Origin of the sequence: Arthrobacter globiformis (genome assembly GCF_046536215.2) — a bacterium.
In the GTDB taxonomy this organism is placed as follows: Bacteria; Actinomycetota; Actinomycetes; order Actinomycetales; family Micrococcaceae; genus Arthrobacter; species Arthrobacter globiformis_E.
Genome location: NZ_CM143421.1, coordinates 2,708,869 through 2,732,486, shown reverse-complemented (window position 1 = coordinate 2,732,486; position 23,618 = coordinate 2,708,869). Strand labels below are relative to the sequence as shown.

Below are 23,618 nucleotides of genomic sequence, written 5' to 3'. Positions count from 1 at the left end.
CCCGGCACCCCAAGGAGTGAGGCATGAACCATCCGGTTCCCAACCCCGGTACGCATCTCCGGCTCGTCTGGCCTGAATGGCAGGGAGCCGGAACCTCCAGCGTCCGGGCGCTCGCGCCGGAGTTTCCCTTCGGCGCCGCCCGCCGCGGCTACACTGTGGGGACCAAAGTCCTCCAGACGGTATTGCCTGACCACCCTTCTCGGCGCTGATCGACAAATACGGCGACGACCTCGCCATTCTCTGGATCGACTCCCACCCCGACATGGGAACAGGGGAGGGCGCCTCCCCCGGCTATCACGCGATGGTGGTTTCCGCCCTCACCGGCCACGGCGACCAGGACATTCTCGACCGGCTTCCGGCGACGATTCCGCCCGGCCGGGTGGCGCTCGTCGGCACGCATGACTCTACCGATGATTCCCTGCCCACGGTTGCCGACGAATGGGGGCTCACAGTGTTCCCACCGGACCAGCTGCGGCGTGACAGCACGGCCCTGATCGAATGGCTGCGAGGCACGGGCGCGTCCCGCGTCGCTATCCACTTCGACGTCGACACTGTTGACGCGAACGAAATCCAGCTCGGCCTCGGTGCACCTCCAGCAGATCCTGGCCGGTTTTCCGCTTCTTGGCTAGGCGCTGCAGGCGCCTGGGCGGCCTAGAATCACTTCTAGTGATTTCTGCCCGCCCTCACGCTTTGGAGTTTCAATGATCCGGAAGGCTGTTGCCGGAGACGCCGCCGTCCTTGCTGACTTGGCGGCCGCGACTTTCCCGCTCGCGTGCCCGCCCGGATCCTCGCCGGAGGACATCCGGCTCCATCTCAAACGGACACTCAGCGAGGAACGGTTCGCGGAGTACCTCGCCGACGGCAACATCGCCATCCTGGTGCTTGACGAGGACGGCCGGCTCGACGGGTACACCCTGCTCGTCGACCGGCAGCCAACAGACCCGGATGTGCTCCGCGCCCTGGGCGGCCACCGGTCCGTCGAGCTGAGCAAGTGCTACGTGCACCCGGATCACCACGGCCGGGGCGCGGCCTCCACGCTGATGCGGGCCTCACTGGCGTGGGCCAAGGACCAGGGCGCGGCGAGCGTCTGGCTCGGGGTCAACAGCCAGAACGCCAAGGCCATCCGCTTCTACGAAAAATCAGGCTTCACCAGGATCGGGACGAAGTCATTCACCCTCGGCGACTCGGTGGAGAGCGACTTTATTCTGGAGCACTTGCTCCAGGCGCAGGGCTGACCACGCGGCTCCTCCGCGGGAAGGACGCCAGAAGCTGTTGCCGCATGGTGAGCCGGCTGCTCCGGACCACCACGAACACGCCGAGCAGTCCGGCCAGCAGGACGACGGCGCCGCCTGCGGCCACTGACCAGCGGGCGCCGAAGGTGCTGCCGAGCCAGCCCATGAGCGGTGCGCCCAAAGCGGTGCCGCCCTGCAGGGTTGCCAGGTAGAGGGCCAGGACGCGGCCCCTGAACTGCGGTTCCACCGAGAGCTGGATACTCGTGTTGCAGCTGTTCAGGAAGGTCATTGAGGCCAGGCCCACCGGGACCAGGATAGCTGCGTACAGCCAGAACGACGGCGAGACGCTGCCGATGAGTGTGAAGAAACCGAGCCCCAGTGCCCCGCCGAGCAGGAAACGCAGCCGGGGGCCGGACCGGCGGGCGGCCAGCAGCGCTCCGGCCAGGGTCCCGACGGCCATGATGGAGCCCAGGAGTCCGAATTCACCGGGACCCATGCCGAATTCCGAGGTGGACATCAGTGCGTTGGTGATGGGGAAGTTCATGCCGAAGGCGCCCAAAATGCCCACCAACACGAGGATCAGCACCAGATCCGGGCGCCTGCGCACATAGCCCAGCCCCTCCGCGACCTGGTGCTTGCTGCGGACTGCCGGCGTGGCCGGGGCCAGCCCTGCTGTGCGGATCCGGGCGAGCGAGATCAGGACGGCCGCGAAGCTGGCGGCGTTAAGCAGGAACACGGGGCCGGTGCCAACCCAGGCGATGAGAACGCCGGCGATCGCAGGTCCCGTGAGCCGCGCGGTGTTGAAGGATGCGGAGTTGAGGGACACCGCATTGGCGATGTCGTCCTGTCCCACGAGTTCGGAGACGAAGGCCTGGCGTGCCGGCCCGTCAATGGCGCTGGCCAGCCCAAGGCAGAGTGCTGCTGCATACACCTGCCACAATTGGGCCACGCCGGTCACCACCAGGAGCCCGACGGCCAGCCCGCACAGGCCCATGGCCGTCTGCGTCCACAGCAGGATCACGCGTTTCCGGTGCCGGTCGGCCAGGACCCCGGCGTAGGGGCCAAGCAGCAGCATGGGTAGGAACTGCAGGGCCGTGGTGATGCCGACGGCGGTCCCGGAATGATCCGTGAGAACCGTCAGCACCAGCCAGTCCTGCGCGACCCTCTGCATCCACGTTCCGATGTTGGACACGAGCGCACCGCTGGCCCAGAGGCGGTAGTTGGGGTTCTGCAGGGCCCGGAAGGTGGCGCTCACCGGCCGCTCATCTCCTGCATGATCTGCGCGGCGCGGCTCAGGGTCAGCCGGTCCTCCGGACTCAGGCCGGCCACCCGTTGTGCCAGCCAGGCGGTCCGCTGTTCCCGCGCCTCCTCCAGGACGTCCACGCCGGCCGGGGTGATGCCCACCTGGATCTGGCGGCCGTCCTCCGGATGCGCTGACCTGGACACGAACCCCTGCTCCGCGAGGGCATTCACAATCCGGGTCATCGACGGGGCCTGCACGTGCTCCCGTTCCGCCAGTTCCCGGGGTGTGCGGGGGCCGTCGCTGTGGAGCTGGGCCAGCACCGTGTACTGGCCAGGGGTGATGGTCTCGCCCGTTGCCTCGACGCGGAGCCGGCGGGAAGTCCGCATCACGGCAGTCCGGAGATCGATCGCCAGGACATCGGGGCTGATGGAACCGGCAGCTTCTGCGTCTGTCGCGTGTGTTGGTGGCATCTGACGCCTCCTAGAGGTGGTGATTAGCGCAGCTAATTAGCACTGCTAACTATTATCTTCCGAAGTCGGCGGTGCCGCAACCGCCGGCCGTGTGAAGTCTGTCTATCGGGAGCCGGACATGAGGCGCAGCATCTGGCCGCTGGCATCGCTTCCGGGGGCCGGTGTATACACCACGAGGTGGAGATCGGGCCGGTCCGAGGGGGAAAGCTGGTGGTGTTCCAGCTGGAGGATTCCCACTGCCGGATGGTGGAAAAGCCGCTCGCGGGACTCGAAGCCGAGGATGTCGTACCGGTCCCAGGCCGCCCGGAATTCGGGGCTGGCCTCCTGGAGCCGTTCCACCTGGTACTTGATATCCGGATCGCCGAGGCGCTGTCCGGTTTCGGCCCGGAATTCCGCAAGGAAGCGCTTGCTCGTCACCTCCCAGTCGGGGAGCAGGTCCCGGACGCAGGGGTCCGTGAAAACCAGCCACAAAAGATTGCGGTCCGGAGCAGGAACCTTTGCGATGTTGGGATAAAGCGCCGCGTAGGCCGTGTTCCAGCCTGCGACTCCCCAGTCGGGGAACAGGGCGAAGGCCGGGTTGGGATCCAGTGCATCCATCAGCCGCTGAACGTGGGCCGGCGCGGAGGCGGCAGCGGAGCTGGCAGGCGCAGTTGTTGCGTAGCCCCCGAGCGACAGCACGTAGGCGAGCCCGGTGTCCGAAAGATGCAGGGAGCGGCAGATGGACTCCAGGACCTGCCGGGACGGACTGATGTCCCTGCCCTGCTCAAGCCATGTGTACCAGGTGACGCTCACCCCGGAGAGGAACGCGATCTCTTCCCTGCGGAGGCCGCGCTCGCCCTCGCGCTTGCGGGCTATGGGCGGAAGGCCGTACTCGGCCCGCACTGCCTGGTCCCGGCGGGCCCTGAGGAAGAGGCCAAGCTCCTTCCGTCTCTCTGAACCCTGCACCCCCCAATACTATTACTCTGGTACTCCTACTACTAGTATCAGGACCATCTTCCGCTTGCCTGAAGGGTCGAGCAGGATGGTACCCATGCCTGCACTACGCTCTAAAACAGTCACCCACGGCCGCAACATGGCCGGAGCCCGCGCACTGCTGCGCGCCTCCGGCGTCGCCAACTCGGACATCGGCAAGCCGATCATCGCCGTGGCCAACTCCTTCACCGAATTCGTCCCCGGCCATACCCACCTCGCCCCCGTGGGCCGGATCGTCTCCGACGCGATCCTCGCCGCCGGCGCCGTGCCGCGCGAGTTCAACACCATCGCCGTGGATGACGGCATCGCCATGGGCCACTCCGGCATGCTCTACTCCCTGCCGTCCCGCGACCTGATCGCCGACTCCGTGGAGTACATGGTCAATGCCCACTGCGCCGACGCCCTGGTCTGCATCTCCAACTGCGACAAGATCACCCCTGGCATGCTCATGGCAGCCCTGCGCCTGAACATCCCCGTGGTCTTCGTCTCCGGCGGCCCCATGGAAGCCGGCCGCGTGACCCTGACCGACGGCTCCGTGCGCTCCCTGGACCTGGTGAACGCGATTGCCGACGCCGTGGACGAATCCATCTCCGACGCTGACATCAACCTCATCGAAGAGAACGCCTGCCCCACCTGCGGTTCCTGCTCCGGCATGTTCACCGCCAACTCCATGAACTGCCTCACCGAGGCCATCGGCCTCTCCCTGCCGGGCAACGGCTCCGTGCTGGCCACCCACACCGCGCGCAAGGCGCTGTACGAGAAGGCCGGTGCCACCGTCGTCGAGCTCGTCAAACGCTATTACGACGGCGACGACGACTCCGTACTGCCGCGCTCCATCGCCACTGCGAAGGCCTTCGACAACGCCATGGCCCTGGACATCTCCATGGGCGGCTCCACCAACACCATCCTGCACCTGCTGGCCGCGGCCCAGGAGGCGGGCGTGGACTACGGCCTGGCCGAGATGGACGCCAAGTCCCGCCAGGTGCCCTGCCTGGCCAAGGTGGCGCCGAACGTCGCCAAGGACAAGACCTACTACATGGAGGATGTGCACCGTGCCGGCGGCATCCCTGCCCTGCTGGGCGAGCTGAACCGCGGCGGCCACTTGCACAAGGACGTCCACTCCGTGCACTCCGGCGACCTGGATGGCTGGCTGGACGACTGGGATATCCGCGGCGGCAAGGCCACCGAGGAAGCGAAGGCCCTGTGGCACGCGGCTCCCGGCGGCGTCCGCTCCTCCACCGCGTTCTCGCAGTCGAACGAGTGGACCTCCCTGGACACCGACGCCGCGGAAGGGTGCATCCGCTCTGTGGAGTACGCCTACTCCAAGGACGGCGGACTGGCCGTGCTCCGGGGCAACGTGGCCGTCGACGGCGCCGTGGTGAAGACCGCCGGCGTGGACGAGTCCATCTGGACCTTCTCCGGCCCGGCAGTGGTGTGCGAGTCCCAGGACGAAGCCGTGGAAAAGATCCTGAACAAGGGAGTCAAGGAAGGCGACGTGGTGGTTATCCGCTACGAAGGCCCCAAGGGCGGCCCGGGCATGCAGGAAATGCTCTACCCCACGTCATTCCTCAAGGGCCGCGGCCTCGGCAAGAAGTGCGCCCTCATCACGGACGGGCGCTTCTCCGGCGGCACCTCCGGCCTGTCGATCGGGCACATCTCCCCGGAGGCTGCCTCCGGCGGCGCCATCGCCCTGGTGGAGGACGGCGACATCATTAGCATCAACATCAGTGAGCGCTCCCTGGAGTTGCAGGTCTCCGACGAGGTCCTCGCCGAACGCCGGGAGAAGCTCCTGGTCAACGGCGGTTACAAGCCCAAGGACCGGGACCGCCAGGTTTCCGCCGCGCTGCGCGCCTACGCCGCCATGGCCACATCCGCGGACAAGGGCGCCGTCCGCGACGTCTCCCTCCTGGAGTACTAACCGGCAAAGGTTGCAGGAGGCCGGGCCCCGTTCGCTTATGCGGGCGGGGCCCTTCCGGGTTTAGTCGCCGGCTAGTCCGACCCGCCCCACAGGGCCTTCCGCAGCAGCATCCTCAACTGGCCGGATTCGGCATCGGAAAGTGCCGCGAGCTGTTCGTGCTCACAGGCCTCCAGGGCCGCCCGGGCTTTCATATGGATCCGGCGGCCCTCCGCGGTGGAAACGATGATCCTGGCCCGCCTGTCCTGCTTGCCGGTCGAGCGCTCCACGTGTCCCCGGCGTTCGAGGTCGTCCACTAGGCTGACTACCTGGCTGGGATCCAGGCCCAGGAATGTGGCGAGTTCCCGCTGGGTCGGCTCCAGTCCGCTGCAGGCGAGCGTCAGAATCCAGAACGACCGTTCCCGCAGCCCAAAGTCCCCGAGGGCCTTGTTGTTAACCGCGGACCCCGCCACGTGCAGCTTGGCCAGCAGCAGGCCGGTGTCGTTGCCGGCCTTGGCGGCCGCCAGCCGGGGCGTTCCGGCTTTAGTGTCGTGCATCGCGTTGCCTGCTCCGGTAGTGGTGAAAAACAATCATTGATCATATCAACAATCGATCATTACCTTTGAGTCGCATGCGGTGCCGCCGTGCTCGCCCGGATGACCAGCTGGGTGGGCACCAGAGTGACGCCGGGTTCGGTGGTGTTGGTGCAGATCTGCTGCAGGACGTTGTCGACGCAGCGTTCGCCGACATCGGCGAAGTTCTGGTGGACTGTGGTGAGCGGGGGAGCATAGGAGGAGGCTTCCGGGACGTCGTCGAAGCCGACCAGGCTGATGTCCCCGGGGACCGATTTTCCCTTTTCGCGGAAGGCCCGGAGCAGGCCGAGGGCCATGTGGTCGTTGGCCGCGAACACGGCGGTGCAGCCGGGTTCGTCGGCGAGCCGGAGCCCGGCGGCGTAGCCGGAGTCCGCCGACCAGTCGCCGCGGAGCACCGGCGGGACGGGGCGGCCTGCGGCGCTGAGGGTGCTTCGCCAGGCGGCTGCCCGGCGTTCGCTGGCGAAGGACTCTTCCGGGCCGGCGACGTGCCAGACGGTCTCGTGGCCGAGATCCAGCAGGTGCTGGACGGCCTTGCGTGCGCCGTCGGCCTGGTCGGTGTCCACCACGCTGTAGCTGTCGCCCGCATCGGAATCTACGACGACGACCTTCACCCCCGGAGGCAGCGTGACCGTCGCGGCGTCCAGGAGGTGGACCTCCATGATGGCGATCACCGCGTCAACGGCGAGCTCGCCCATCCGGGAGAACGCGCCCTGGATCCCGGCCTGCGTTGGTGCCGTTACCGGGATCAGCGTGATCGCGAAGTCCTGCCGGGCCGCGTGCAGTGCGATGGCCTCCAGGGTGCGCATGTTCCCCAGCGAGGACAGCGAGAACGTGATCACCCCGATGGTGCGGAAACTCCCGCGCTTCAGCGCCCGGGCGGCGCTGTTCGGCCGGTACCCCAGCTCATTCATCGCCGCGATGACCTGACGCCGCGTGCTTTCGATGACGTCCGGGCTCCCGTTGGACACGCGCGACACGGTTTGGGACGAGACTCCGGCCAGCTTGGCGACGTCGGCCATGGACACCTGCTGCTTACGCTTCGCCGGGGGCAAATTGTGGACCGGGGGTTGACCGGGTTCGTGCTCCATGTCACCATCGTACCAATCATGTTTGCGCAAACATTCACAAAACCGCACATCAATGTTTACGCAAACAGAACACTAAACCGCCACCCTCGAGGTGGCGCAGCCCTACAGAGGACTTTTCATGACAATGACGTCCCCGCAAGTCGAGACGCGGGCCGGACAGGCTACACCGGCAGGCCGGACCACCCGCCGCGCCGGCCGTTCAGCCAGCCGCCGCTCGTGGGCCGGCTGGTGTTTCATCGGCCCGTTCATGGCCGTGTTCGCCCTGGTTTTCCTTGCCCCGATCGCCTACTCCATCTACCTGAGCGTCTTCCGCAACCAGCTCATCGGCGGCACCGCGTTCGTGGGCCTGGACAACTATGCCCGGGCGTTGGGGGACCCGCAGTTCTGGTCCGCACTGGGCCGGGTCTCGCTGTTCCTGGCAGTCCAGGTGCCGGTCATGCTGATGATCGCACTGGTTGTTGCCCTCGCCCTGGACAGCGGGCGGCTCTACGGAAGGTCGTTCTTCCGGATCTCGATTTTCCTCCCCTATGCGGTGCCGGCCGTCGTGGCCACCCTCATGTGGGGCTTCATGTACGGCACCCGCTTCGGCCTGGTGGGCAACATCAACCAGGCCTTCGGCCTCAACCTGCCCAGCCCGCTCTCCTCGGAACTGGTGCTGGCCTCCATCGGGAACATCGTCACCTGGGAGTTCATCGGCTACAACATGCTGATTTTCTACTCCGCGTTGACCGTCATCCCCAAGTCACTCTATGAGGCTGCCGAGATCGACGGCGCCGGGCAGCTGAGGGTCATCACCGCCATCAAGCTGCCGGCCATCCGCGGCGCCATCGTGGTGGCCAGCATCTTTTCCGTGATCGGCAGCTTCCAGCTCTTCAACGAGCCCAGCATCCTCAAGGGCCTCTCACCCAACACCATCTCCACCTACTTCACACCCAACCTGTACGCCTTCTCCCTGTCGTTCTCCGGGCAGCAGTACAACTACTCCGCCACGGTGGCGATCATCATGGGGCTGATCACCATGGCCATTGCCTACGCCGTCCAGGTCCGCGGCATGCGAAAGGAGCGCTGACCATGAGCGTTCAGACAGCGGCCCGCCTCGGCAGCGCCGGCGCAGCCACGTCACCGGCAAGGCTCCGCACCCCGCGCCTGCGGTCCCCGCGCACAGCCGGATCCCGGCGCCCGGGCCGGAGCGTGGCGCTGACCCTCCTGATGGGCCTTGTCCTGCTGTACAGCCTGGCCCCGCTGTTCTGGCTCGTGGTCAACGCCACCAAAACCCAGGACGGCCTGCTCAATTCGTTCGGGCTGTGGTTCGACGGCGATTTCGCGCTCTGGGACAACATCGCCCGGACAGCAACGTACGACGGCGGGATCTTCCTCCGCTGGTTCGCCAACACGGTCCTCTACGTCGTGCTCGGCGCCGGCGGCGCCACATTCCTCGCCGTCCTCGGCGGCTACGCGCTGGCCAAGTTCGACTTTCCCGGCCGGAAGGCCGTGTTCGCGGTCGTCATTGGCGCGGTGGCCATCCCCGGCACGGCCCTCGCGGTTCCCACCTTCCTCATGTTCAGCCAGATGGGCCTCACCAACACCCCCTGGGCCGTGATCATCCCCTCGCTGATCTCGCCCTTCGGCCTGTACCTCATGTGGACCTTCGCCGCGGAGGCCATCCCCACCGAGATCATGGAGTCCGCCCGTATCGACGGCGCCAGCGAGGCCCGCACATTCTTCCAGGTCTGCCTGCCGCTGCTGACCCCGGGCATTGTCACCGTGCTGCTCTTCACCATGGTGGCCACCTGGAACAACTACTTCCTGCCGCTGATCATGCTGAAGAACCCGGACTGGTACCCCCTCACCCTGGGCCTGAACGCCTGGAACGCGCAGGCCGCCACCGCCGGCGGCGAAGCCATCTTCAACCTCGTGATCACAGGTTCCCTGCTCACCATCCTGCCCCTGATCGCAGCGTTCCTGCTGCTCCAGCGCTACTGGCAGTCCGGCCTTTCCGCCGGAAGCGTCAAAGAATAACGCCCGTCCCCTCCCACCAACAACGCAGTTAGAAGGAAGACATGATCAAGACCCTGACCCGCCGCGGCCTGCTGCAGACTTCCGCCGTTGCCGCCGCACTCGCCCTCGGACTCACCGCCTGCGGAGGCGGCGGCAACGCCGCGCCGCAGCAAACGGTCAACAGCGACGCCGTCGAGCAGGCCCTCCAAAAGGGCGGCAAGCTGACGGTGTGGGCCTGGGACCAGTCGCTGAAGAAGGTCGCGGAAGGCTTCGAGGCCAAGTACCCCAACGTGGAGGTCAACCTGGTCAACGCAGGCACCGGCAACGACCAGTACACCGCGCTGCAGAACGCCATCTCCGCAGGCTCCGGCGTACCCGACGTCGCGCAGATCGAGTACTACGCCCTCCCGCAGTTTGCCCTCAGCAAGTCCCTGGCTGACCTCGGCCAGTTCGGCGCCGCGGACCTCAACGGCACCTTCACGGCCGGTCCCTGGTCCTCGGTGCAGGCACAGGGCGGCGTCTACGGCCTCCCCATGGACTCCGGGCCCATGGCCCTGTTCTACAACAAGGAACTGTTCGACAAGTACGGCATCGCGGTGCCCACCACCTGGGAGGAGTTCCTCGAGGCCGGCCGCGCGCTGAAGAAGGCGGACCCCAAGGCCTACATCGCCAACGACACCGGCGACGCCGGATTCACCACCAGCATGATCTGGCAGGCCGGCGGAAAGCCCTACCAGGTGGACGGCACCAATGTCGCCGTGAACTTCTCCGATGCGGGCTCCACCAAGTTCGCCGAAACCTGGCAGAAGCTCATCGACGAGGACCTCCTGGCCCCCATCAGCTCCTGGAGCGACGAGTGGTACAAGGGCCTCGGCAACGGGACCATCGCCACCCTCTCCACCGGCGCCTGGATGCCCGGGAACCTGGTCTCCGGCGTCGCCGACGGTGCCGGCAAATGGCGGGTCGCGCCGTTGCCGCAGTGGGAGAAGGGCGCCAACAGCAGCGCCGAAAACGGCGGCAGCTCGCTGGCCATCCCCGCCGCCAGCAGCCAGGCAGCACTGGCCTACGGCTTCCTGAAGTACTCCAACGTTGAGGAAGGCGTCCAGGCCAGGATCGACGGCGGGGCGTTCCCCGCCACCGCGAAGGACCTCGCGTCCGAGAAATTCCAGAACACCCAGTTCAAGTACTTCGGCGGCCAGAAAGCCAACCAGATCTTCGCCGAATCGGCGAAGAACGTTCCCGCCGGCTGGTCCTACCTGCCGTTCCAGGTCTACGCCAACAGCATCTTCAACGACACCGCCGGCCAGGCCTACGTCTCCGGCACCAAGCTCAAGGATGGCCTGGCGGCGTGGCAGAAAGCCTCGGTCAAATACGGCACCGAGCAGGGCTTCAGCGTCAAGGAATAACAGCCCACCCCTAACCCACGCGCACCCAAAAAGAGGAACTCCATGACCCAAACCACCCACCACCGCTGGCTGCGCTGGCCGTCCCCGGGCACCAAGAGGCTGGCCTTCGGTGCCGACTACAACCCCGAACAGTGGCCGCGCGAAGTCTGGGCCGAGGACGTGCGGCTCATGAAGGAGGCCGGGGTCAACGTCGTCTCCCTGGCCATCTTCTCGTGGGCACGCATCCAGCCGGCCCGGGACAGCTGGGACTTTGACTGGCTCGACGACATCATCAACCTGCTGCACGCCAACGGCATTGCCGTGGACCTCGCCACCGCCACGGCCTCCCCGCCCCCGTGGCTGGCCGCCGAGCACCCGGAAATCCTGCCGGTCACCCAGAACGGCGAAACCCTGTGGCCTGGCGGCCGGCAGCACTGGCGGCCCACGTCGCCGGTGTTCCGCCAGCACGCACTGGCGCTCGTGCGCACCATGGCCGAGCGCTACAAGGACCACCCCGCCGTCTGCGCCTGGCACGTTTCCAACGAGCTCGGCTGCCACAACGTCTATGACTATTCCGACGACGCTGCGGCCGCCTTCCGCCGCTGGCTCCAGGACCGCTACGGCACACTCGAGGAACTGAACACCGCCTGGGGGACCGACTTCTGGTCGCAGCGCTACTCCGACTGGAACCACATCTTCCCGCCGCGGAAGGCTGCGTCCTACCCGAACCCCACGCAGCAGCTGGACTTCAAGCGCTTCTCCTCGGACTCGCTGCGGCTTTACCTCCGTGCTGAGCGCGCGATCCTGAACAGCATCACCCCGGACATCCCCGTCACCACCAATTTCATGGTGATGGGGGAGACGAAGGGCATGGACTACGCAGCCTGGGCCGCCGACGTCGACTTCGTCTCCAACGACCACTACGTGGTTCCCGGCACGCAGGACCACGACGAGCTGTCCTTCTCCGCCAACCTGACAGGCAACATCGCCGGCGGCAACCCCTGGTTCCTCATGGAGCACTCCACCAGCGCCGTCAACTGGCAGCCGGTGAACACACCCAAGAAGCCCGGGGCCCTCGCCCGGGACTCCCTGACCCACGTGGCCCACGGCGCGGACGCGGTCTGCTTCTTTCAGTGGCGGCAGTCCCGCGCCGGGGCGGAAAAATACCACTCCGCGATGGTGTCGCACGCCGGCAGCGACAGCAGGCTCTTCCGCGACGTCACCGCCCTGGGCCGGACACTCGGTGAACTTTCGGCGCTGACCGGCAGCCGGCGCGAACCGGCCCGGGCCGCGATCCTCTTCGACTGGGATTCCTGGTGGACCAGCGAACTGGACTCCCACCCGAGCGACCGGCTCCGCTACCGGCAGGAGGCGCTGGACTGGTACTCGGCGTTCCTCGCCAGCGGCATCCGCGCCGATGTCCTCCCGGTGGCGGCTTCGCTTGACGGCTACCAGTTGGTCATCGCGCCGGTCCTGCACGTGGTGCCGGCGGAGCTGCGCTCGCGCCTGACCGCCTTCGTCGAAGCAGGCGGGCATCTCGTGACCACCTACTTCTCCGGCGTCGTGGACCAGAACGACCACGTGTGGCTCGGCGGATATCCCGGCGCCCTCAGCGATCTGCTGGGTATCCGGGTGGAGGAGTTCGGGCCGCTGGCCCCCGATGCAGAGGCAATGCTCGACGACGGGTCAACAGGCACGCTGTGGGCGGACTCCGTCGCCACCACCTCCGGGGACACCAAGGTCCTGCGCCGGTTCACCTCCGGTGACCGGGCCGGCGAACCCGCGGTGACCCGGCGCAGCGTGGGTAGCGGATCCGCCGGCTACGTGGCGACGCGGCTCGGACCCGGCGGGCTGGTCCGGGTCCTCCAGGAATTCGCCGGTCTGGCCGGCGTCGAGTCCGAACTGCCCGCGGACCTGCGTGGCGCCGTCGAACTTGCCGTCCGCACCGGCGAGGACGGGCGCTTCCTTTTCCTGATCAACCGCACGGACCAGGCCGTCGACATCTCGGCCGTTCCCGGAGCCGTCCTCGCGGGAACGGCCCCGGCCGACGGCGCTGCCAAGCTCGCCGCCCGCGGCGTGGCAGTCCTGCACACCCCCAACTAAAACAGCAATCCCCAGAGATCAGCACTTCACCGCACCGAAGGGAATTCAATGACGAACAGATCCAGACGGCCCTGGGCCGTGACCGCCGCCGGCGTCACCGCGGCGGTCTTCTGCGCAGGGCTCGTGGCCGGACCTGCGCTCGCGGCCCCGGCGCCGGCCAAGGCAGCCGGCGAACCCGTGCCGGCCGGCGCCGTGACCGTGCGGCCGGACCCCTCCTACCAGGGCGAAGCCTTCGAAGGCTGGGGCACCAGCCTGGTCTGGTTCGCCAACGCCACCGGCGGCTATCCGGAGGAAATCCGCAGCAAGCTTGCCGACATGGTCTTCGGCGATGAGGGGCTGAACCTCAACATCGCCCGCTACAACATCGGCGGCGGCAACGCTCCGGACGTGAAGGACTACCTGCGGGCGGGCGGCGCCGTGGAGGGCTGGTGGAAGGCACCCGAAGGCACTACGCGGACGGACAAGGACTGGTGGGATCCGAAAAATCCGGAGCACTGGAACCTCGACGCCGACCAGACGCAGCGCTGGTGGGTGGACCGGATCAAGAACGACATCACGCACTGGGAGGCGTTCAGCAACTCCCCGCCCTGGTTCCAGACGGTCAGCGGCTATGTCTCCGGCGGCTTCAACTCCTCGCAGGACCAACTGCGGACCGAAAGCGTCGACGATTTCTCCTCCTATTTGGTGGGCGTCGTCAAGCAGCTGGAAAAGGCCCACGGCATCAAGATCGACACGATCGACCCCATGAACGAACCGAACACGCCATACTGGGGGACCACCCTGAATGCGGCGGGCCAGCCTGTCGGCGGCCGGCAGGAAGGCGCCCACATGGGGCCTGAACTGCAGCAGAAGGTGGTCCAGTCCCTGGCCAAGGCACTGGCCGGTGCGGACACCGGTGCCGTCATCAGCGCCATGGACGAGACCAACCCCTCGACCTTCGCCAGCAACTGGAACAGCTACTCCGCCGACGCCAAGGCGGACGTCGCGCAGCTCAACGTCCACACCTACGGGACCGGGCAGCGGACAGCCGTCCGGGACATCGCCAAGGGCGAAGGCAAGCCCCTCTGGATGAGCGAAACCGGCGGATCCTGGCTGGACGGGCAGAACTTCACCAGCATGCAGCCGGGCCTCGGCCTGGCCCAGCACATGGTCAACGACCTCCGCGAGCTCGAGCCCGAGGCCTGGGTGTTCTGGCAGCCCGTGGAGGATTACAACAACATGAAGCCCGGCGGCGAAAGCGCCATCGGATCCAACTGGGGCGAGATCCAGCTGCCCTTCGACTGCACCGCCGGCGACACCCTGCAAAGCTGCCCGATCTACACGAACACCAAGTTCAACACCGCCCGGAACTTCACGCACTACATCAAGCCCGGAGACCGCCTGGTCAAGGTGAACGACACGAACAGCGCCGCCGCTGTCTCCGACTCCGGAGCCACGGTGGTGCACGTGAACGACAGCAAGCAGCAGCGCCAGGTTGCCCTGGACCTCTCCGGCTTCGAAGCCGTCCAGGGGAACGCCACCGTGACGCCGGTGACCAGCGACGTCTCCGGCGCACTGGTGCAGGGCGCGCCGGTCGCCGTCGGAAAAGACCGCACGGCGGTCCTCACGGTGCCTGCCGAGTCCGTCACGACGTTCCTCGTCAACGGTGTGCACGGCGTGGCCGAGGACGCCCCGCTGATCCAGGCGGACCACGTCTACAGCCTCCGGGGCGTTGAAAGCGGCAAGTCCCTGGCTCCGGCGGCGGACGGCAAGGCCGTCATCCGCTCCGGTTCCGCCGCCGACCAGCAGTGGACCATCCGCCGCCTCAGCGGCGGGAACAGCAGCCGCGCCCGGTATGCACTTGAAACGCCCGACGGCGGGCGGCAGCTCGCCGTCGTCGACGGAACACCGCAGCTGGTTCCGGCGGAGGAAACGCCGGCTGACGCCTTCCAGTGGACCATGTCCACCACCGGCGACGGCACCTACACGTTCGTCAACGCGGCAACGGGCCGGCTCCTCGAGGTGGGCGGGCACGCCACCGCGGACGGATCCCCGGTGACGCTGTGGACCGCCAACTCCGGCGAGAACCAGCGCTGGCGGGTCACCGACGAAACCGTTCAGGGATTCCAGAACGTCGCGGCGTTCACAGTTCCCGGAACGGACCCGCAGCTGCCCGCCACGGTGGTCCCCGTCTACCGTGACGGCGCCCGGGGCGAACTGCCTGTCACCTGGGCGATGCCGCCGGAAAGCCGGTGGAGCAAGCCCGGAGCCGTTGACGTGCGTGGAACGGCGACCGACGTCCTGGGAGCCGCGCATCCGGTGACCGCCAAAGTCACGGTCGACACGCTGGTGGCGACGCTTCCGGCGAGGGCCAAGACGTATGCCGGTGGAACGCCCGTGCTGCCCGCCACCGTGACGGCGGTGACTGCCGCCGGCAGCAAGGTGGAACGGCCGGTGGTCTGGAACGCGGCTCCCGCGTTCACCGAAACTGGCGTGGTGAGCGTTGCCGGCACCGCCGACGCGGCTGGCGGCCGCACGCTGCCTGCCACCGTGCGCGTGCAGGTCACGGCGGGAACGGCCGACAATGTTGCGGATGACCCCGGCACCACATTCAGCGCCACCTTCACCGAGCCCGGCTACAGCACGGCCGGGCTGGGCAACGGCAACCTCACGGACAAGGCCTGGTCCAACTGGAAATCGGGCACCAAGAACACCACCGACACACTGTCCGTGGGTCTCGCCAGCCAGAAGACAGTGACCGGCGTGAAGGTCCACTTCTACCGTGACGGGTCCACCGACAGCTACGCCCAAAGCCTCCAGGTGCAGACGAAGGCGTCCGACGGCACGTGGAAGAACGCGGGCGCGGCGGTCCAGGTCCCCGGCGGCAGCCCCGCGCCGGTGGTCACGGTTCCGGTTGCCAGCGCGGACACCAGGGACGTGCGGGTGGTGCTCACTGCCCGGCCCAACACCCACATGACGGTCAGCGAAGTGCAGGTGCTGGCGCTGGCTCCGGGCCAGTCCTCCGACGCCGCGGCAGCCGGCATTTCCGTCAACGGCCAGCCCTTGGCCGGCTTCGACCCCGGCGTCACCTCCTACCGGACCGGTGGCCAGGGGCAGCGCCAGGCGGTCACGGCCACCGCGGCAGACCCCTACGCCACGGTCACTGTGCGGCAGGCTGACGCGCAGTCCGGCGCCGCCGTCGTGACCGTCCGGAGCGAGGACGGCAGCCAGACCCGGACCTACGAGGTCGTTTTCGGCCGGTAAGTCCGGTAGTTCATGGCAGGGCACCGGGTGCATCCTTAGGGGTGCACCCGGTGCCCTGCCTCCGTTTTCCTAAGCCGTCGCGGTGGCCCTATTCCGCGGCTGCCCCGAAGCCGGTGGGATCGGCCAGGAACCGGGCAAACCCGAGTTCCGCCGCACCGATCATCATCAGGTTCGACCCCAGCGCCGCGGGGTGTACCTTGACCTGGCCGGCAGGGCCGTCCATCGCCTGGGACAGCAGCAGGTCATCGAGGGCGGACGGCGCCATCGCATAGAGGACGCCCAGGAATCCGTCGAGGATGATCACCTCCGGGTTGAAGGTGTTGACGGCATTCCGCAGCGCGATGGCCAGGTAGCCCAGCTGCCGGGAGATCTCCTCCGCGACGGCGGGGCTGCTGGAATCGCGCAGGGCCTGTTCCAGCTGGGGCGTGTCGCCGCCGCCGAGGCCCAGGAGCTCAAAGAGCCGGCCCTGCGACACCTCGGTTTCCAGGCAGCCGGTGGCGCCGCAGTGGCACTGCGCGCCGGAGCTGCGGACGAAGGTGTGGCCCAGTTCCCCGGCGTAACCCGAGGCGCCGCGGAGCAGCATGCCGTTGGAAATGATCCCGCCGCCGATGCCGCTGGCCCCGCCGTTGAGGTAGATGAGGTTGTCCCGCCCGGCGCCGGCCCCGAAGATCAGTTCCGCCTCGGCCGCGAGTGAGGCATCGTTGGCGGCCTGGCAGGCGTAGCCGGTGGCTTCGCTGAGCATCCGCGCCACCGGTTCGTCCCGCCAGCCCAGGTGCGGCGCATGGGTGACCGTTCCGTCGTCGGGGTTTACCAGACCCGGCACCGCCACCCCCATGCCGGTGATCCGGTAGGAGTGCTCCAGCTCCGTGCGCATCCCCTCGATCACGGCGGCGGCGATGTTGACCGCTTCCCGGGCGCTGGGAATCCGTTCAGTGGCGAACCGGATCTTCTTCTGGACGATGCCGCCGAGGTTGACCAGCCCGATGGTGACGGCGTCGATCTCCGGATAAACAGCGAGCGCCGCGATGGACGGGCTCGGCCGCACCTCGGGGCTCGGCCGGCCCACCTGGGACTCGCCGGTTGGGGCGGTCTCGTAGACCAGGCCGAGCGACGCGAGCTGGCCGATCAGGGTTCCGACCGTTGACCTGTTCAGCCCGGTCCGTTTCGTCAGCTGCGCCCGGCTGAGGACACGGTGGTGGTGGACCAGGGACGTGATCAGCGCCAGGTTGTTCCGCCGTGAGGGGTCCAGCTCGCTGGGCGGGGCTGCGGGGACGGCCCGTTGGCGGGGGGATGACATCATCGGAACGATATCAGCCGCCGAAGACCTTGGTGTCGAGGAACCCGTTGCGGAACTTCCCTTCGGGATCGAGGCGGTCTGCGAGAGCCTTAAAGTCCTCGAAGCGCGGGTACAGCGGCGCGACGCGGGAGGCATCGCCGTCGAACAGCTTCCCCCAGTGCGGACGGGCGCCGAACGGCGCCAGCTCGGCCTCGATCACCGGGAGCACGGCCTCGACGGCGGGCTGGTCCTGCCGCCAGGTGAGGTGCAGGCCGATGCTGTCGGTTCCGTAGTTCGGGCTAAGCCAGAGGCTGTCCGCGGCCATGGTGCGGATTTCCGAGACCAGCAGCAGCGGAGTCACCAGATGGGACAGCCTGCGCATGGCCCGGATGGCGTCCACGGCGTGCTCGCGGGGAACGAGGTACTCGGTCTGCAGCTCGTCGCCCTTGCTCGGCGTGAATTCCATCCGGAAGTGGGCCAGCCTGTCCGACCACGGGCCCGGGACGCCCAGCTGCTGCGTGCAGGTGCTGCCCGATACCCCGGGGATCGGGTGCCGGGCGTCAGTTGCCGGGGTGCCGCCGAAGAAGCTGGTGCGTTCCGCTGCCGCTTCGGCATCCGTCCTGGCCTTGAGCCAGGCCTGTCCGATCCGGTCGCCGCTCCAGTCGGTGAAGAGGCTGACGCTGTAGGCCGAGGAGGTGACGCCGTCGAAATTCTCCAGCACCAGGTCCCACGGGAGGTCCTCAAAGACCGTCTGCGCCACTGGGAAGTCAGGTTCGACGTCCAGCGTCAGGCTGCTGACCACGCCCAGGGCGCCAAGGCTCACCACCATGCCGTCGAAGTCGGGGGTTTCGCCACGGCGGGCGCTGAGGATCCCGCCGTCGGCGGTCACCAGGTCAAGACCGGCGACGGCGGTGGCCAGGTTGCCGTTGCGGTCGCCCGATCCGTGTGTGGCGGTGGCAACGGCCCCGGCCACCGAGATGTGGGGGAGGGAGGCCAGGTTGTGCAGTGCGTAGCCCTGCCGCTGCAGCTCCGCCGCCAGGGTCCCGTAGCGGGTGCCGCCGCTCACGGTCACCGTCATGTTGGCGGTGTCCACCTCGACGGCGGGCGCGAGGTGCTCGAGGGAGACCAGGACGCCCTCGGTGTCGGCGATGCGGTTGAAGGAGTGCCGCGAGCCGAGCGCGCGAAGCCTTGACGCGCCGGCCACCAGGTCCTGGAGCTCCTGCACCGTCCGCGGCTCGCGCACCTCGGCGGCGGCGTACCGGAGGTTGCCGGCCCAGTTGTACTCCTCGGTGTGCAGCTCAGTTCCTGCTTCGCTAACCATGGCCTGCCTTTCTTTTGATGTTTTAGAGAACATAACACCGGCCCGCGCCCCGGCGGTAGGGGTCTTGGATATCTCGCTGGGCTAGTTACTCCTGAAAAAATGGTTGACAGCTGCCCAAAACCTAATATGTTTGTTTGTGGAACATTTACCGGATCTTCCCGCGGGACAGGTCCCTCCAAACCAAACGGGAGCACTCAATGGCGATTCAGCCCACGCGTGATGACAAGTTTTCCTTCGGCCTGTGGACCATTGGCTGGGAGGCGCAGGACCAGTTCGGTTCGGCGACCCGGCCGCCGCTTGACACCGTGGAGGCCATCAACCGGCTCAGCGATCTGGGTGCCTATGGCATTACCTTCCACGACAACGACCTGTTCCCTTTCGGCTGCTCCGCGGCTGACCGGCAGCGGGAGATCGACCGCCTGACCGGCGCCCTGAAGGCCACCGGCATGGTGGTGCCCATGGTCACCACCAACCTGTTCAGCCACCCGGTCTTCAAGGACGGCGGCTTCACCAGCAACGACCGGGGCGTGCGCCGCTTTGCCCTGCGCAAGGTCCTGGAGAACATCGACCTCGCCGCCGAACTGGGTGCCGAGACATTCGTGATGTGGGGCGGCCGGGAAGGCAGCGAGTATGACGCCGCCAAGGACATCCGCGGTGCCCTCGAGCGCTACCGCGAGGCCGTGAACCTGCTGGGCGACTACGTGACGGACAAGGGCTACAACATCCGCTTCGCGATCGAACCCAAGCCCAACGAACCGCGCGGCGACATCCTGCTGCCCACCCTTGGCCACGCCCTGGCGTTCATCGAGACCCTCGAGCGCCCGGAACTGGTGGGCATCAACCCCGAAACCGGCCACGAGCAGATGGCCGGGCTGAACTTCACCCACGGCATCGCGCAGGCGCTGTACCAGGGCAAGCTCTTCCACATCGACCTCAACGGCCAGCGCAGCATCAAGTTCGACCAGGACCTGGTGTTCGGCCACGGCGACCTGCAGAACGCCTTCTCGCTCGTCGACCTGCTGGAAAACGGCGGTCCGCAGGGCGGCCCGGCCTACGATGGCCCGCGCCACTTCGACTACAAGCCCAGCCGCACCGAGGACATCAACGGCGTCTGGGATTCCGCGGCCGCCAACATGCAGACCTACCTGCTCCTCAAGGAACGCGCCAAGGCCTTCCGCGCCGACCCCGAGGTGCAGGCTGCGCTGGAGGCGTCACGTGTTTCCGAGATCAACGTCCCCACCCTGAACCCGGGCGAAGGCTACGAACAGCTCCTCGCGGACCGCTCGTCCTACGAGGATTTCGACGCCGACGCCTACTTCGGCGGCAAGGGCTTCGGTTTCGTGAAGCTCCAGCAGCTCTTCATCGAGCACCTGCTCGGCGCCCGCTAGTACTGTGACGGCTGCTCCCATGTCGCTCGTTGCGGGGATTGACTCCTCGACCCAAAGCTGCAAGGTGGTGGTGCTGGACGCCGCGACCGGCGCCTTGGTCCGGGAAGGCCGTGCCGGCCATCCGGACGGCACGGAGGTCCACCCGGACCACTGGTGGCGGGCGCTTTCCGAAGCGCTCGACGGCGCCGGCGGACTTTCCGGGGTCAGCGCGCTTTCCGTGGGCGGCCAGCAGCACGGCATGGTGCTGCTGGACCGGGAAGGCAACGTGCTGCGGCCGGCCCTGCTCTGGAACGACACCCGATCGGCTGAGTCAGCCGCGGCCCTCACCGACGAAGTCGGGGCAGAGGACTACGCGAAGCGGACAGGCCTGGTGCCCGTGGCCTCCTTCACGGTCACCAAGGTCCGCTGGGTCCGGGACCATGAGCCGGACATCGCCGGCCGGGTGGCCGCCGTCGCACTTCCGCATGACTGGCTGACGTGGCGCCTGCGGGGTTACGGCCCCGCCGGCGCCAGCCCGCTGGGACCCGACCTGGGTCAGCTCACCACCGACCGCTCCGACGCCAGCGGTACCGGCTACTGGAACCCGGCGGCCGGCACCTACGATCTGGAGCTGTTCCGCCTCGCGTTCGGCCGCAGTGCCGTCGAGGCCGGCGGCCATGCGTTTGGTGCGGCGGGGCCGTCAGCTCATGCTGGGGATGCCGTGATCCTGCCCCGGGTCCTGGCCCCCGGCGCATCACCCGGCGAGGTCCACCCTTCCGTGGTGGGGGACGCTGCGGTGGAGGGACAGCAGGCTCCGCCCATAAGACTCGGGGCGGGCGCGGGGGACAATGCCGCAGCGGCACTGGGCCTGGGCGCCCAGGCGGGTGACGTCGTCGTGTCCGTGGGCACCAGCGGGACGGTGTTCGCCGTCTCCGATGAGCCCATCGGAGACCCGAGCGGGACGGTGGCGGGCTTCGCGGACGCGAGCGGTCTCTTCCTGCCGATCGCCGTGACCCTCAACGCCGCCAGAGTGCTGACGTCGATTGCCGGGCTGCTCGGTGTGGACTTCGACGAGCTCTCCCGGCTGGCTCTTGAAGCAGAACCCGGGGCGGGCGGCGTGGTCCTGGTGCCGTACTTCGAGGGTGAACGGACGCCCAACCTGCCGCACGCGACGGCCAGCTTCTCCGGGCTGTCCATCGCCTCGACCACCCGCGGCAACATTGCCCGGGCAGCCGTCGAAGGGATGCTGTGCGGGCTGGCCGGAGGGCTGGACGCGCTCCGCGGCCTGGGCCATCCGGCCGAGCGGCTTCTGTTGATCGGCGGCGCCGTGCAGAACCCCGCCGTCCAGCGGATCGCCGCACAGGTGTTCGACCTGCCAGTCATGGTTCCGAGCCCCGGCGAATACGTGGCCATGGGCGCGGCAGTGCAGGCGGCCTGGGCGCTGACAGGGGAGCGGCCGGCATGGAACGTGTCCCTGGACGGCCATCCCGAGCCGGATTTCCGGCCTGCGATCGCGGAACAGTACCGGGCGGAGCAGCGCAAGGTGGCCGCGGCCGCAGGCTGAGCCTGCTGGCGGTTGAGCCTGTCCCCAGTCGGTTGAGCTTGCCGAACCTCTTCGTACCCGCCCAACTAGGTAGCATTTCAGGGCGTTCTCAGGCCCGGGAACGCCCTGAGATGCTACCCAGTTTCCGCTCGCCCGCGAATTAGATAAGTTTTTTGAATTCCGCCCGCTCTGGTGCCGGCTCGGCAGTTAAATGTCGTACCCCCTCCTCAGACTGTATCTATGGATGGAATTGGGGAATCGGGGCTGGCTTTGGCAGCGGTGCCGCACGGCGGCGTCCTGCAGGCTGCTGCTTTTCCTGACGCCGATTTCCACTTCCCTGACGCCCCCAATCTCGACGCCGATCCGTACTCCGGGTTGCCATATGACGATGATCCCGACGCCGTTTATCTGGCATCGTTTCCGGAGGATCCCTTTCCCGAGATCCTGTTTGCGGACCGTCCGTTCGACCGGGACCTCCTTTTCGACGACGGCCCTTTCGACGATGGCGGCCAGGACAGCGGAACTACGCCCGGGTGCTTTCTCCCGGCAGCTGACCTCAGGGCTGACAGTGCCGGACTGATCGACCAGATCCGCGCCTACGAGAACGCCAAGTGCTGGGCCGCCGGGCAGCAGGCGCGGCTGTCGGTGGCCTTCGAGGCCCGGCTCCGGCAGGAATCCACCGACCGCCCGCCCCTGGCCGCGGAGGACCTGGGCAAAGATGTGGGGAGGGCCCGCAGCAAAGACCGGAACCTGGGTGCGGCCGAGCAGATCGCGCTGGCCCGGGGCGAGTCGCCGCACCGCGGCCGCCGGCTGCTCGGCATGGCTAAGGCCCTGGTGACCGAGATGCCGCACAGCCTCGCAGCCCTGGATGCCGGCCAGCTCAATGAAGAGCGCGTCATGTATGTCGTGAAGGAAACGGCCTGCCTGACCGTCGAAGACCGGACCGCGGTCGATGAGGAGCTCGCCGCCGACACGGGGACCATCGACGGGGTTGGGACCCGCGGCGTTGTCGCTGCGGTCAAGGCCGCCGCGATCCGCAGGGACCCGCGCTCGGTCACCCAACGGGCCAGCCGCGCCGCCTCGGAACGGTCCGTGAGCCTGCGCCCGGCACCAGACTGCATGATCTACCTGACAGCCCTGCTGCCCGCCCACGAGGGCGTCGCCGTCTACAAGGCCCTCACCCGGCGGGCCGACGCCCTCCGCTCCGCCGGTGATCCCCGTACCCGGAACCAGGCTATGGCCGACACCTTCGTCGAAGCGATCACCGGCACGCCCGGCGGGATCACCGGCGTAGAAGTCAGCCTCGTCATGACCGACCGCACCCTGCTTCAGGGCGACAGCGAACCCGCGCGCCTCACGGGCTACGGCGTGGTCCCCGGCACGTGGGCGCGGGAACTCATCGCGCAGGGACAGGGACAGGAAGCCGTGGAACGAGAAGGTGCCACGAAGAACGAGGGGAACCGGCTGAAGATCTGGCTCCGCCGGCTCTATTCCGCCCCCGGAACCGGCGACCTGGTGGCTATGGACTCCAAACGGCGCCTGTTCCCGGCCCCGCTGCGCCGCTTCGTCCAAATCCGCGACGACACCTGCCGCACACCCTATTGCGACGCCCCGATCCGCCACCACGACCACATCATCCCCTGGCACAACGACGGCCCAACATCACTAAGCAACGGCACCGGGTTGTGCGAAGCCTGCAACCACACCAAGGAACTCCCCGGCTGGACAGTGAAACCCGGCCGGGACCGAGACACACCATTGAAATCACCACACCCACCGGCCCCACCTACCGCTCCACGGCACCACCGCTGCCGGGTACAAGGCTGCGGATCAGCGAACCGCCGGGAACTTAGGCCTGAACGGACAGGGCTGCCCGTTAACCGGTAAAGC

Annotated in this window: 18 protein-coding genes and 1 pseudogene; 12 read left to right on the top strand and 7 right to left on the bottom strand. The window is 67.7% G+C overall.

The genetic code is table 11. The features are described from left to right. Nucleotides 1–23: 23 nt before the first annotated feature. From R5O87_RS12265 to R5O87_RS12255, 3 genes are read left to right on the top strand one after another with little or no spacing between them, the layout of a single operon-like run. Complete coding sequence (locus R5O87_RS12265) at nucleotides 24–209, top strand: hypothetical protein (protein WP_410554178.1); 186 nt, start codon at nucleotides 24–26, stop codon at nucleotides 207–209. After that, nucleotides 206–655, top strand: a complete 450-nt coding sequence (locus tag R5O87_RS12260) for an arginase family protein (RefSeq protein ID WP_410554316.1) — start codon at nucleotides 206–208, stop codon at nucleotides 653–655. The genes R5O87_RS12265 and R5O87_RS12260 overlap by 4 nt, the downstream gene beginning before the upstream one ends. 46 nt (nucleotides 656–701) lie before the next feature. Further along, complete coding sequence (locus tag R5O87_RS12255; RefSeq protein WP_410554177.1) at nucleotides 702–1,235, top strand: GNAT family N-acetyltransferase; 534 nt, start codon at nucleotides 702–704, stop codon at nucleotides 1,233–1,235. Here R5O87_RS12255 and R5O87_RS12250 read toward each other — a convergent pair. The 3 genes from R5O87_RS12250 to R5O87_RS12240 form a co-directional block, all read right to left on the bottom strand. Continuing rightward, nucleotides 1,201–2,487: an MFS transporter gene (locus tag R5O87_RS12250; protein WP_410554176.1), complete on the bottom strand. Its 1,287-nt coding sequence runs from the start codon at nucleotides 2,485–2,487 to the stop codon at nucleotides 1,201–1,203. The genes R5O87_RS12255 and R5O87_RS12250 overlap by 35 nt on opposite strands. Further along, on the bottom strand, nucleotides 2,484–2,945 hold the full coding sequence (locus tag R5O87_RS12245) for a MarR family winged helix-turn-helix transcriptional regulator (protein ID WP_410554175.1): 462 nt from the start codon (nucleotides 2,943–2,945) through the stop codon (nucleotides 2,484–2,486). Before R5O87_RS12245 ends, R5O87_RS12250 begins: the two co-directional genes overlap by 4 nt. Before the next feature lie 102 nt (nucleotides 2,946–3,047). Continuing rightward, nucleotides 3,048–3,890, bottom strand: coding sequence for a helix-turn-helix transcriptional regulator (locus R5O87_RS12240; protein WP_410554174.1), 843 nt, complete (start codon nucleotides 3,888–3,890; stop codon nucleotides 3,048–3,050). 85 nt (nucleotides 3,891–3,975) lie between these two features. On the opposite strand from R5O87_RS12240, the gene ilvD reads away from it, so the two are divergent. After that, complete coding sequence (ilvD, locus tag R5O87_RS12235) at nucleotides 3,976–5,835, top strand: dihydroxy-acid dehydratase (protein ID WP_410554173.1); 1,860 nt, start codon at nucleotides 3,976–3,978, stop codon at nucleotides 5,833–5,835. A 71-nt stretch (nucleotides 5,836–5,906) separates the two neighbouring features. Here the strand turns inward: ilvD and R5O87_RS12230 are convergent, their stop codons facing one another. Together R5O87_RS12230 and R5O87_RS12225 are read right to left on the bottom strand one after the other, a co-directional pair. Further along, a complete protein-coding gene (locus R5O87_RS12230; protein WP_410554172.1) occupies nucleotides 5,907–6,368 on the bottom strand; it encodes a MarR family winged helix-turn-helix transcriptional regulator in 462 nt (153 codons plus the stop codon). Nucleotides 6,369–6,427: 59 nt separating this feature from the next. Further along, a complete protein-coding gene (locus tag R5O87_RS12225; protein ID WP_410554170.1) occupies nucleotides 6,428–7,492 on the bottom strand; it encodes a LacI family DNA-binding transcriptional regulator in 1,065 nt (354 codons plus the stop codon). 124 nt (nucleotides 7,493–7,616) lie between these two features. Between R5O87_RS12225 and R5O87_RS12220 the strand changes: the two genes are divergently transcribed. Genes R5O87_RS12220 through R5O87_RS12200 form a run of 5 tightly spaced genes read left to right on the top strand, consistent with a single transcriptional unit; the run spans nucleotide 7,617 to nucleotide 16,221 of the window. Continuing rightward, nucleotides 7,617–8,561: a carbohydrate ABC transporter permease gene (locus R5O87_RS12220; protein ID WP_410554315.1), complete on the top strand. Its 945-nt coding sequence runs from the start codon at nucleotides 7,617–7,619 to the stop codon at nucleotides 8,559–8,561. 2 nt (nucleotides 8,562–8,563) lie between these two features. Continuing rightward, a complete protein-coding gene (locus R5O87_RS12215) occupies nucleotides 8,564–9,511 on the top strand; it encodes a carbohydrate ABC transporter permease (RefSeq protein ID WP_410554169.1) in 948 nt (315 codons plus the stop codon). Between the two features lie 41 nt (nucleotides 9,512–9,552). Continuing rightward, nucleotides 9,553–10,896 (top strand): ABC transporter substrate-binding protein, encoded by a 1,344-nt coding sequence (locus R5O87_RS12210; protein WP_410554168.1) that lies wholly within the window; start codon nucleotides 9,553–9,555, stop codon nucleotides 10,894–10,896. Nucleotides 10,897–10,938: 42 nt separating this feature from the next. After that, nucleotides 10,939–12,978, top strand: a complete 2,040-nt coding sequence (locus R5O87_RS12205) for a beta-galactosidase (RefSeq protein ID WP_410554167.1) — start codon at nucleotides 10,939–10,941, stop codon at nucleotides 12,976–12,978. Between the two features lie 48 nt (nucleotides 12,979–13,026). Continuing rightward, on the top strand, nucleotides 13,027–16,221 hold the full coding sequence (locus tag R5O87_RS12200; RefSeq protein ID WP_410554166.1) for an Ig-like domain-containing protein: 3,195 nt from the start codon (nucleotides 13,027–13,029) through the stop codon (nucleotides 16,219–16,221). A gap of 88 nt (nucleotides 16,222–16,309) precedes the next feature. Here the strand turns inward: R5O87_RS12200 and R5O87_RS12195 are convergent, their stop codons facing one another. Both R5O87_RS12195 and R5O87_RS12190 read right to left on the bottom strand, forming a co-directional pair. Further along, nucleotides 16,310–17,521: an ROK family protein gene (locus R5O87_RS12195; RefSeq protein ID WP_410554165.1), complete on the bottom strand. Its 1,212-nt coding sequence runs from the start codon at nucleotides 17,519–17,521 to the stop codon at nucleotides 16,310–16,312. Nucleotides 17,522–17,531: 10 nt separating this feature from the next. Next, entirely contained in the window at nucleotides 17,532–18,818 is a 1,287-nt protein-coding gene (locus tag R5O87_RS12190) for an FAD-binding protein (RefSeq protein WP_410554164.1), read from the bottom strand. Nucleotides 18,819–19,015: 197 nt separating this feature from the next. Between R5O87_RS12190 and xylA the strand changes: the two genes are divergently transcribed. From xylA to R5O87_RS12175, 3 genes and pseudogenes are all read left to right on the top strand, one after another. Next, nucleotides 19,016–20,206, top strand: a complete 1,191-nt coding sequence (gene xylA, locus R5O87_RS12185) for a xylose isomerase (protein ID WP_410554163.1) — start codon at nucleotides 19,016–19,018, stop codon at nucleotides 20,204–20,206. Between the two features lie 19 nt (nucleotides 20,207–20,225). Continuing rightward, entirely contained in the window at nucleotides 20,226–21,749 is a 1,524-nt protein-coding gene (locus R5O87_RS12180; RefSeq protein WP_410554162.1) for a xylulokinase, read from the top strand. A gap of 219 nt (nucleotides 21,750–21,968) precedes the next feature. Next, a pseudogene (locus R5O87_RS12175) lies at nucleotides 21,969–23,581 on the top strand (HNH endonuclease). Nucleotides 23,582–23,618 lie beyond the last annotated feature (37 nt).

Excerpts from the sequence above, each read along its gene's own strand:
- R5O87_RS12265 (WP_410554178.1), top strand. The coding sequence starts at position 24 with ATGAACCATCCGGTTCCCAACCCCGGTACGCATCTCCGGCTCGTCTGG.
- R5O87_RS12255 (WP_410554177.1), top strand. The coding sequence starts at position 702 with ATGATCCGGAAGGCTGTTGCCGGAGACGCCGCCGTCCTTGCTGACTTG.
- R5O87_RS12245 (WP_410554175.1), bottom strand. The coding sequence starts at position 2,945 with ATGCCACCAACACACGCGACAGACGCAGAAGCTGCCGGTTCCATCAGC.
- ilvD (WP_410554173.1), top strand. The coding sequence starts at position 3,976 with ATGCCTGCACTACGCTCTAAAACAGTCACCCACGGCCGCAACATGGCC.
- R5O87_RS12230 (WP_410554172.1), bottom strand. The coding sequence starts at position 6,368 with ATGCACGACACTAAAGCCGGAACGCCCCGGCTGGCGGCCGCCAAGGCC.
- R5O87_RS12225 (WP_410554170.1), bottom strand. The coding sequence starts at position 7,492 with ATGGAGCACGAACCCGGTCAACCCCCGGTCCACAATTTGCCCCCGGCG.
- R5O87_RS12220 (WP_410554315.1), top strand. The coding sequence starts at position 7,617 with ATGACGTCCCCGCAAGTCGAGACGCGGGCCGGACAGGCTACACCGGCA.
- R5O87_RS12215 (WP_410554169.1), top strand. The coding sequence starts at position 8,564 with ATGAGCGTTCAGACAGCGGCCCGCCTCGGCAGCGCCGGCGCAGCCACG.
- R5O87_RS12210 (WP_410554168.1), top strand. The coding sequence starts at position 9,553 with ATGATCAAGACCCTGACCCGCCGCGGCCTGCTGCAGACTTCCGCCGTT.
- R5O87_RS12205 (WP_410554167.1), top strand. The coding sequence starts at position 10,939 with ATGACCCAAACCACCCACCACCGCTGGCTGCGCTGGCCGTCCCCGGGC.
- R5O87_RS12200 (WP_410554166.1), top strand. The coding sequence starts at position 13,027 with ATGACGAACAGATCCAGACGGCCCTGGGCCGTGACCGCCGCCGGCGTC.
- R5O87_RS12195 (WP_410554165.1), bottom strand. The coding sequence starts at position 17,521 with ATGATGTCATCCCCCCGCCAACGGGCCGTCCCCGCAGCCCCGCCCAGC.
- R5O87_RS12190 (WP_410554164.1), bottom strand. The coding sequence starts at position 18,818 with ATGGTTAGCGAAGCAGGAACTGAGCTGCACACCGAGGAGTACAACTGG.
- xylA (WP_410554163.1), top strand. The coding sequence starts at position 19,016 with ATGGCGATTCAGCCCACGCGTGATGACAAGTTTTCCTTCGGCCTGTGG.
- R5O87_RS12180 (WP_410554162.1), top strand. The coding sequence starts at position 20,226 with ATGTCGCTCGTTGCGGGGATTGACTCCTCGACCCAAAGCTGCAAGGTG.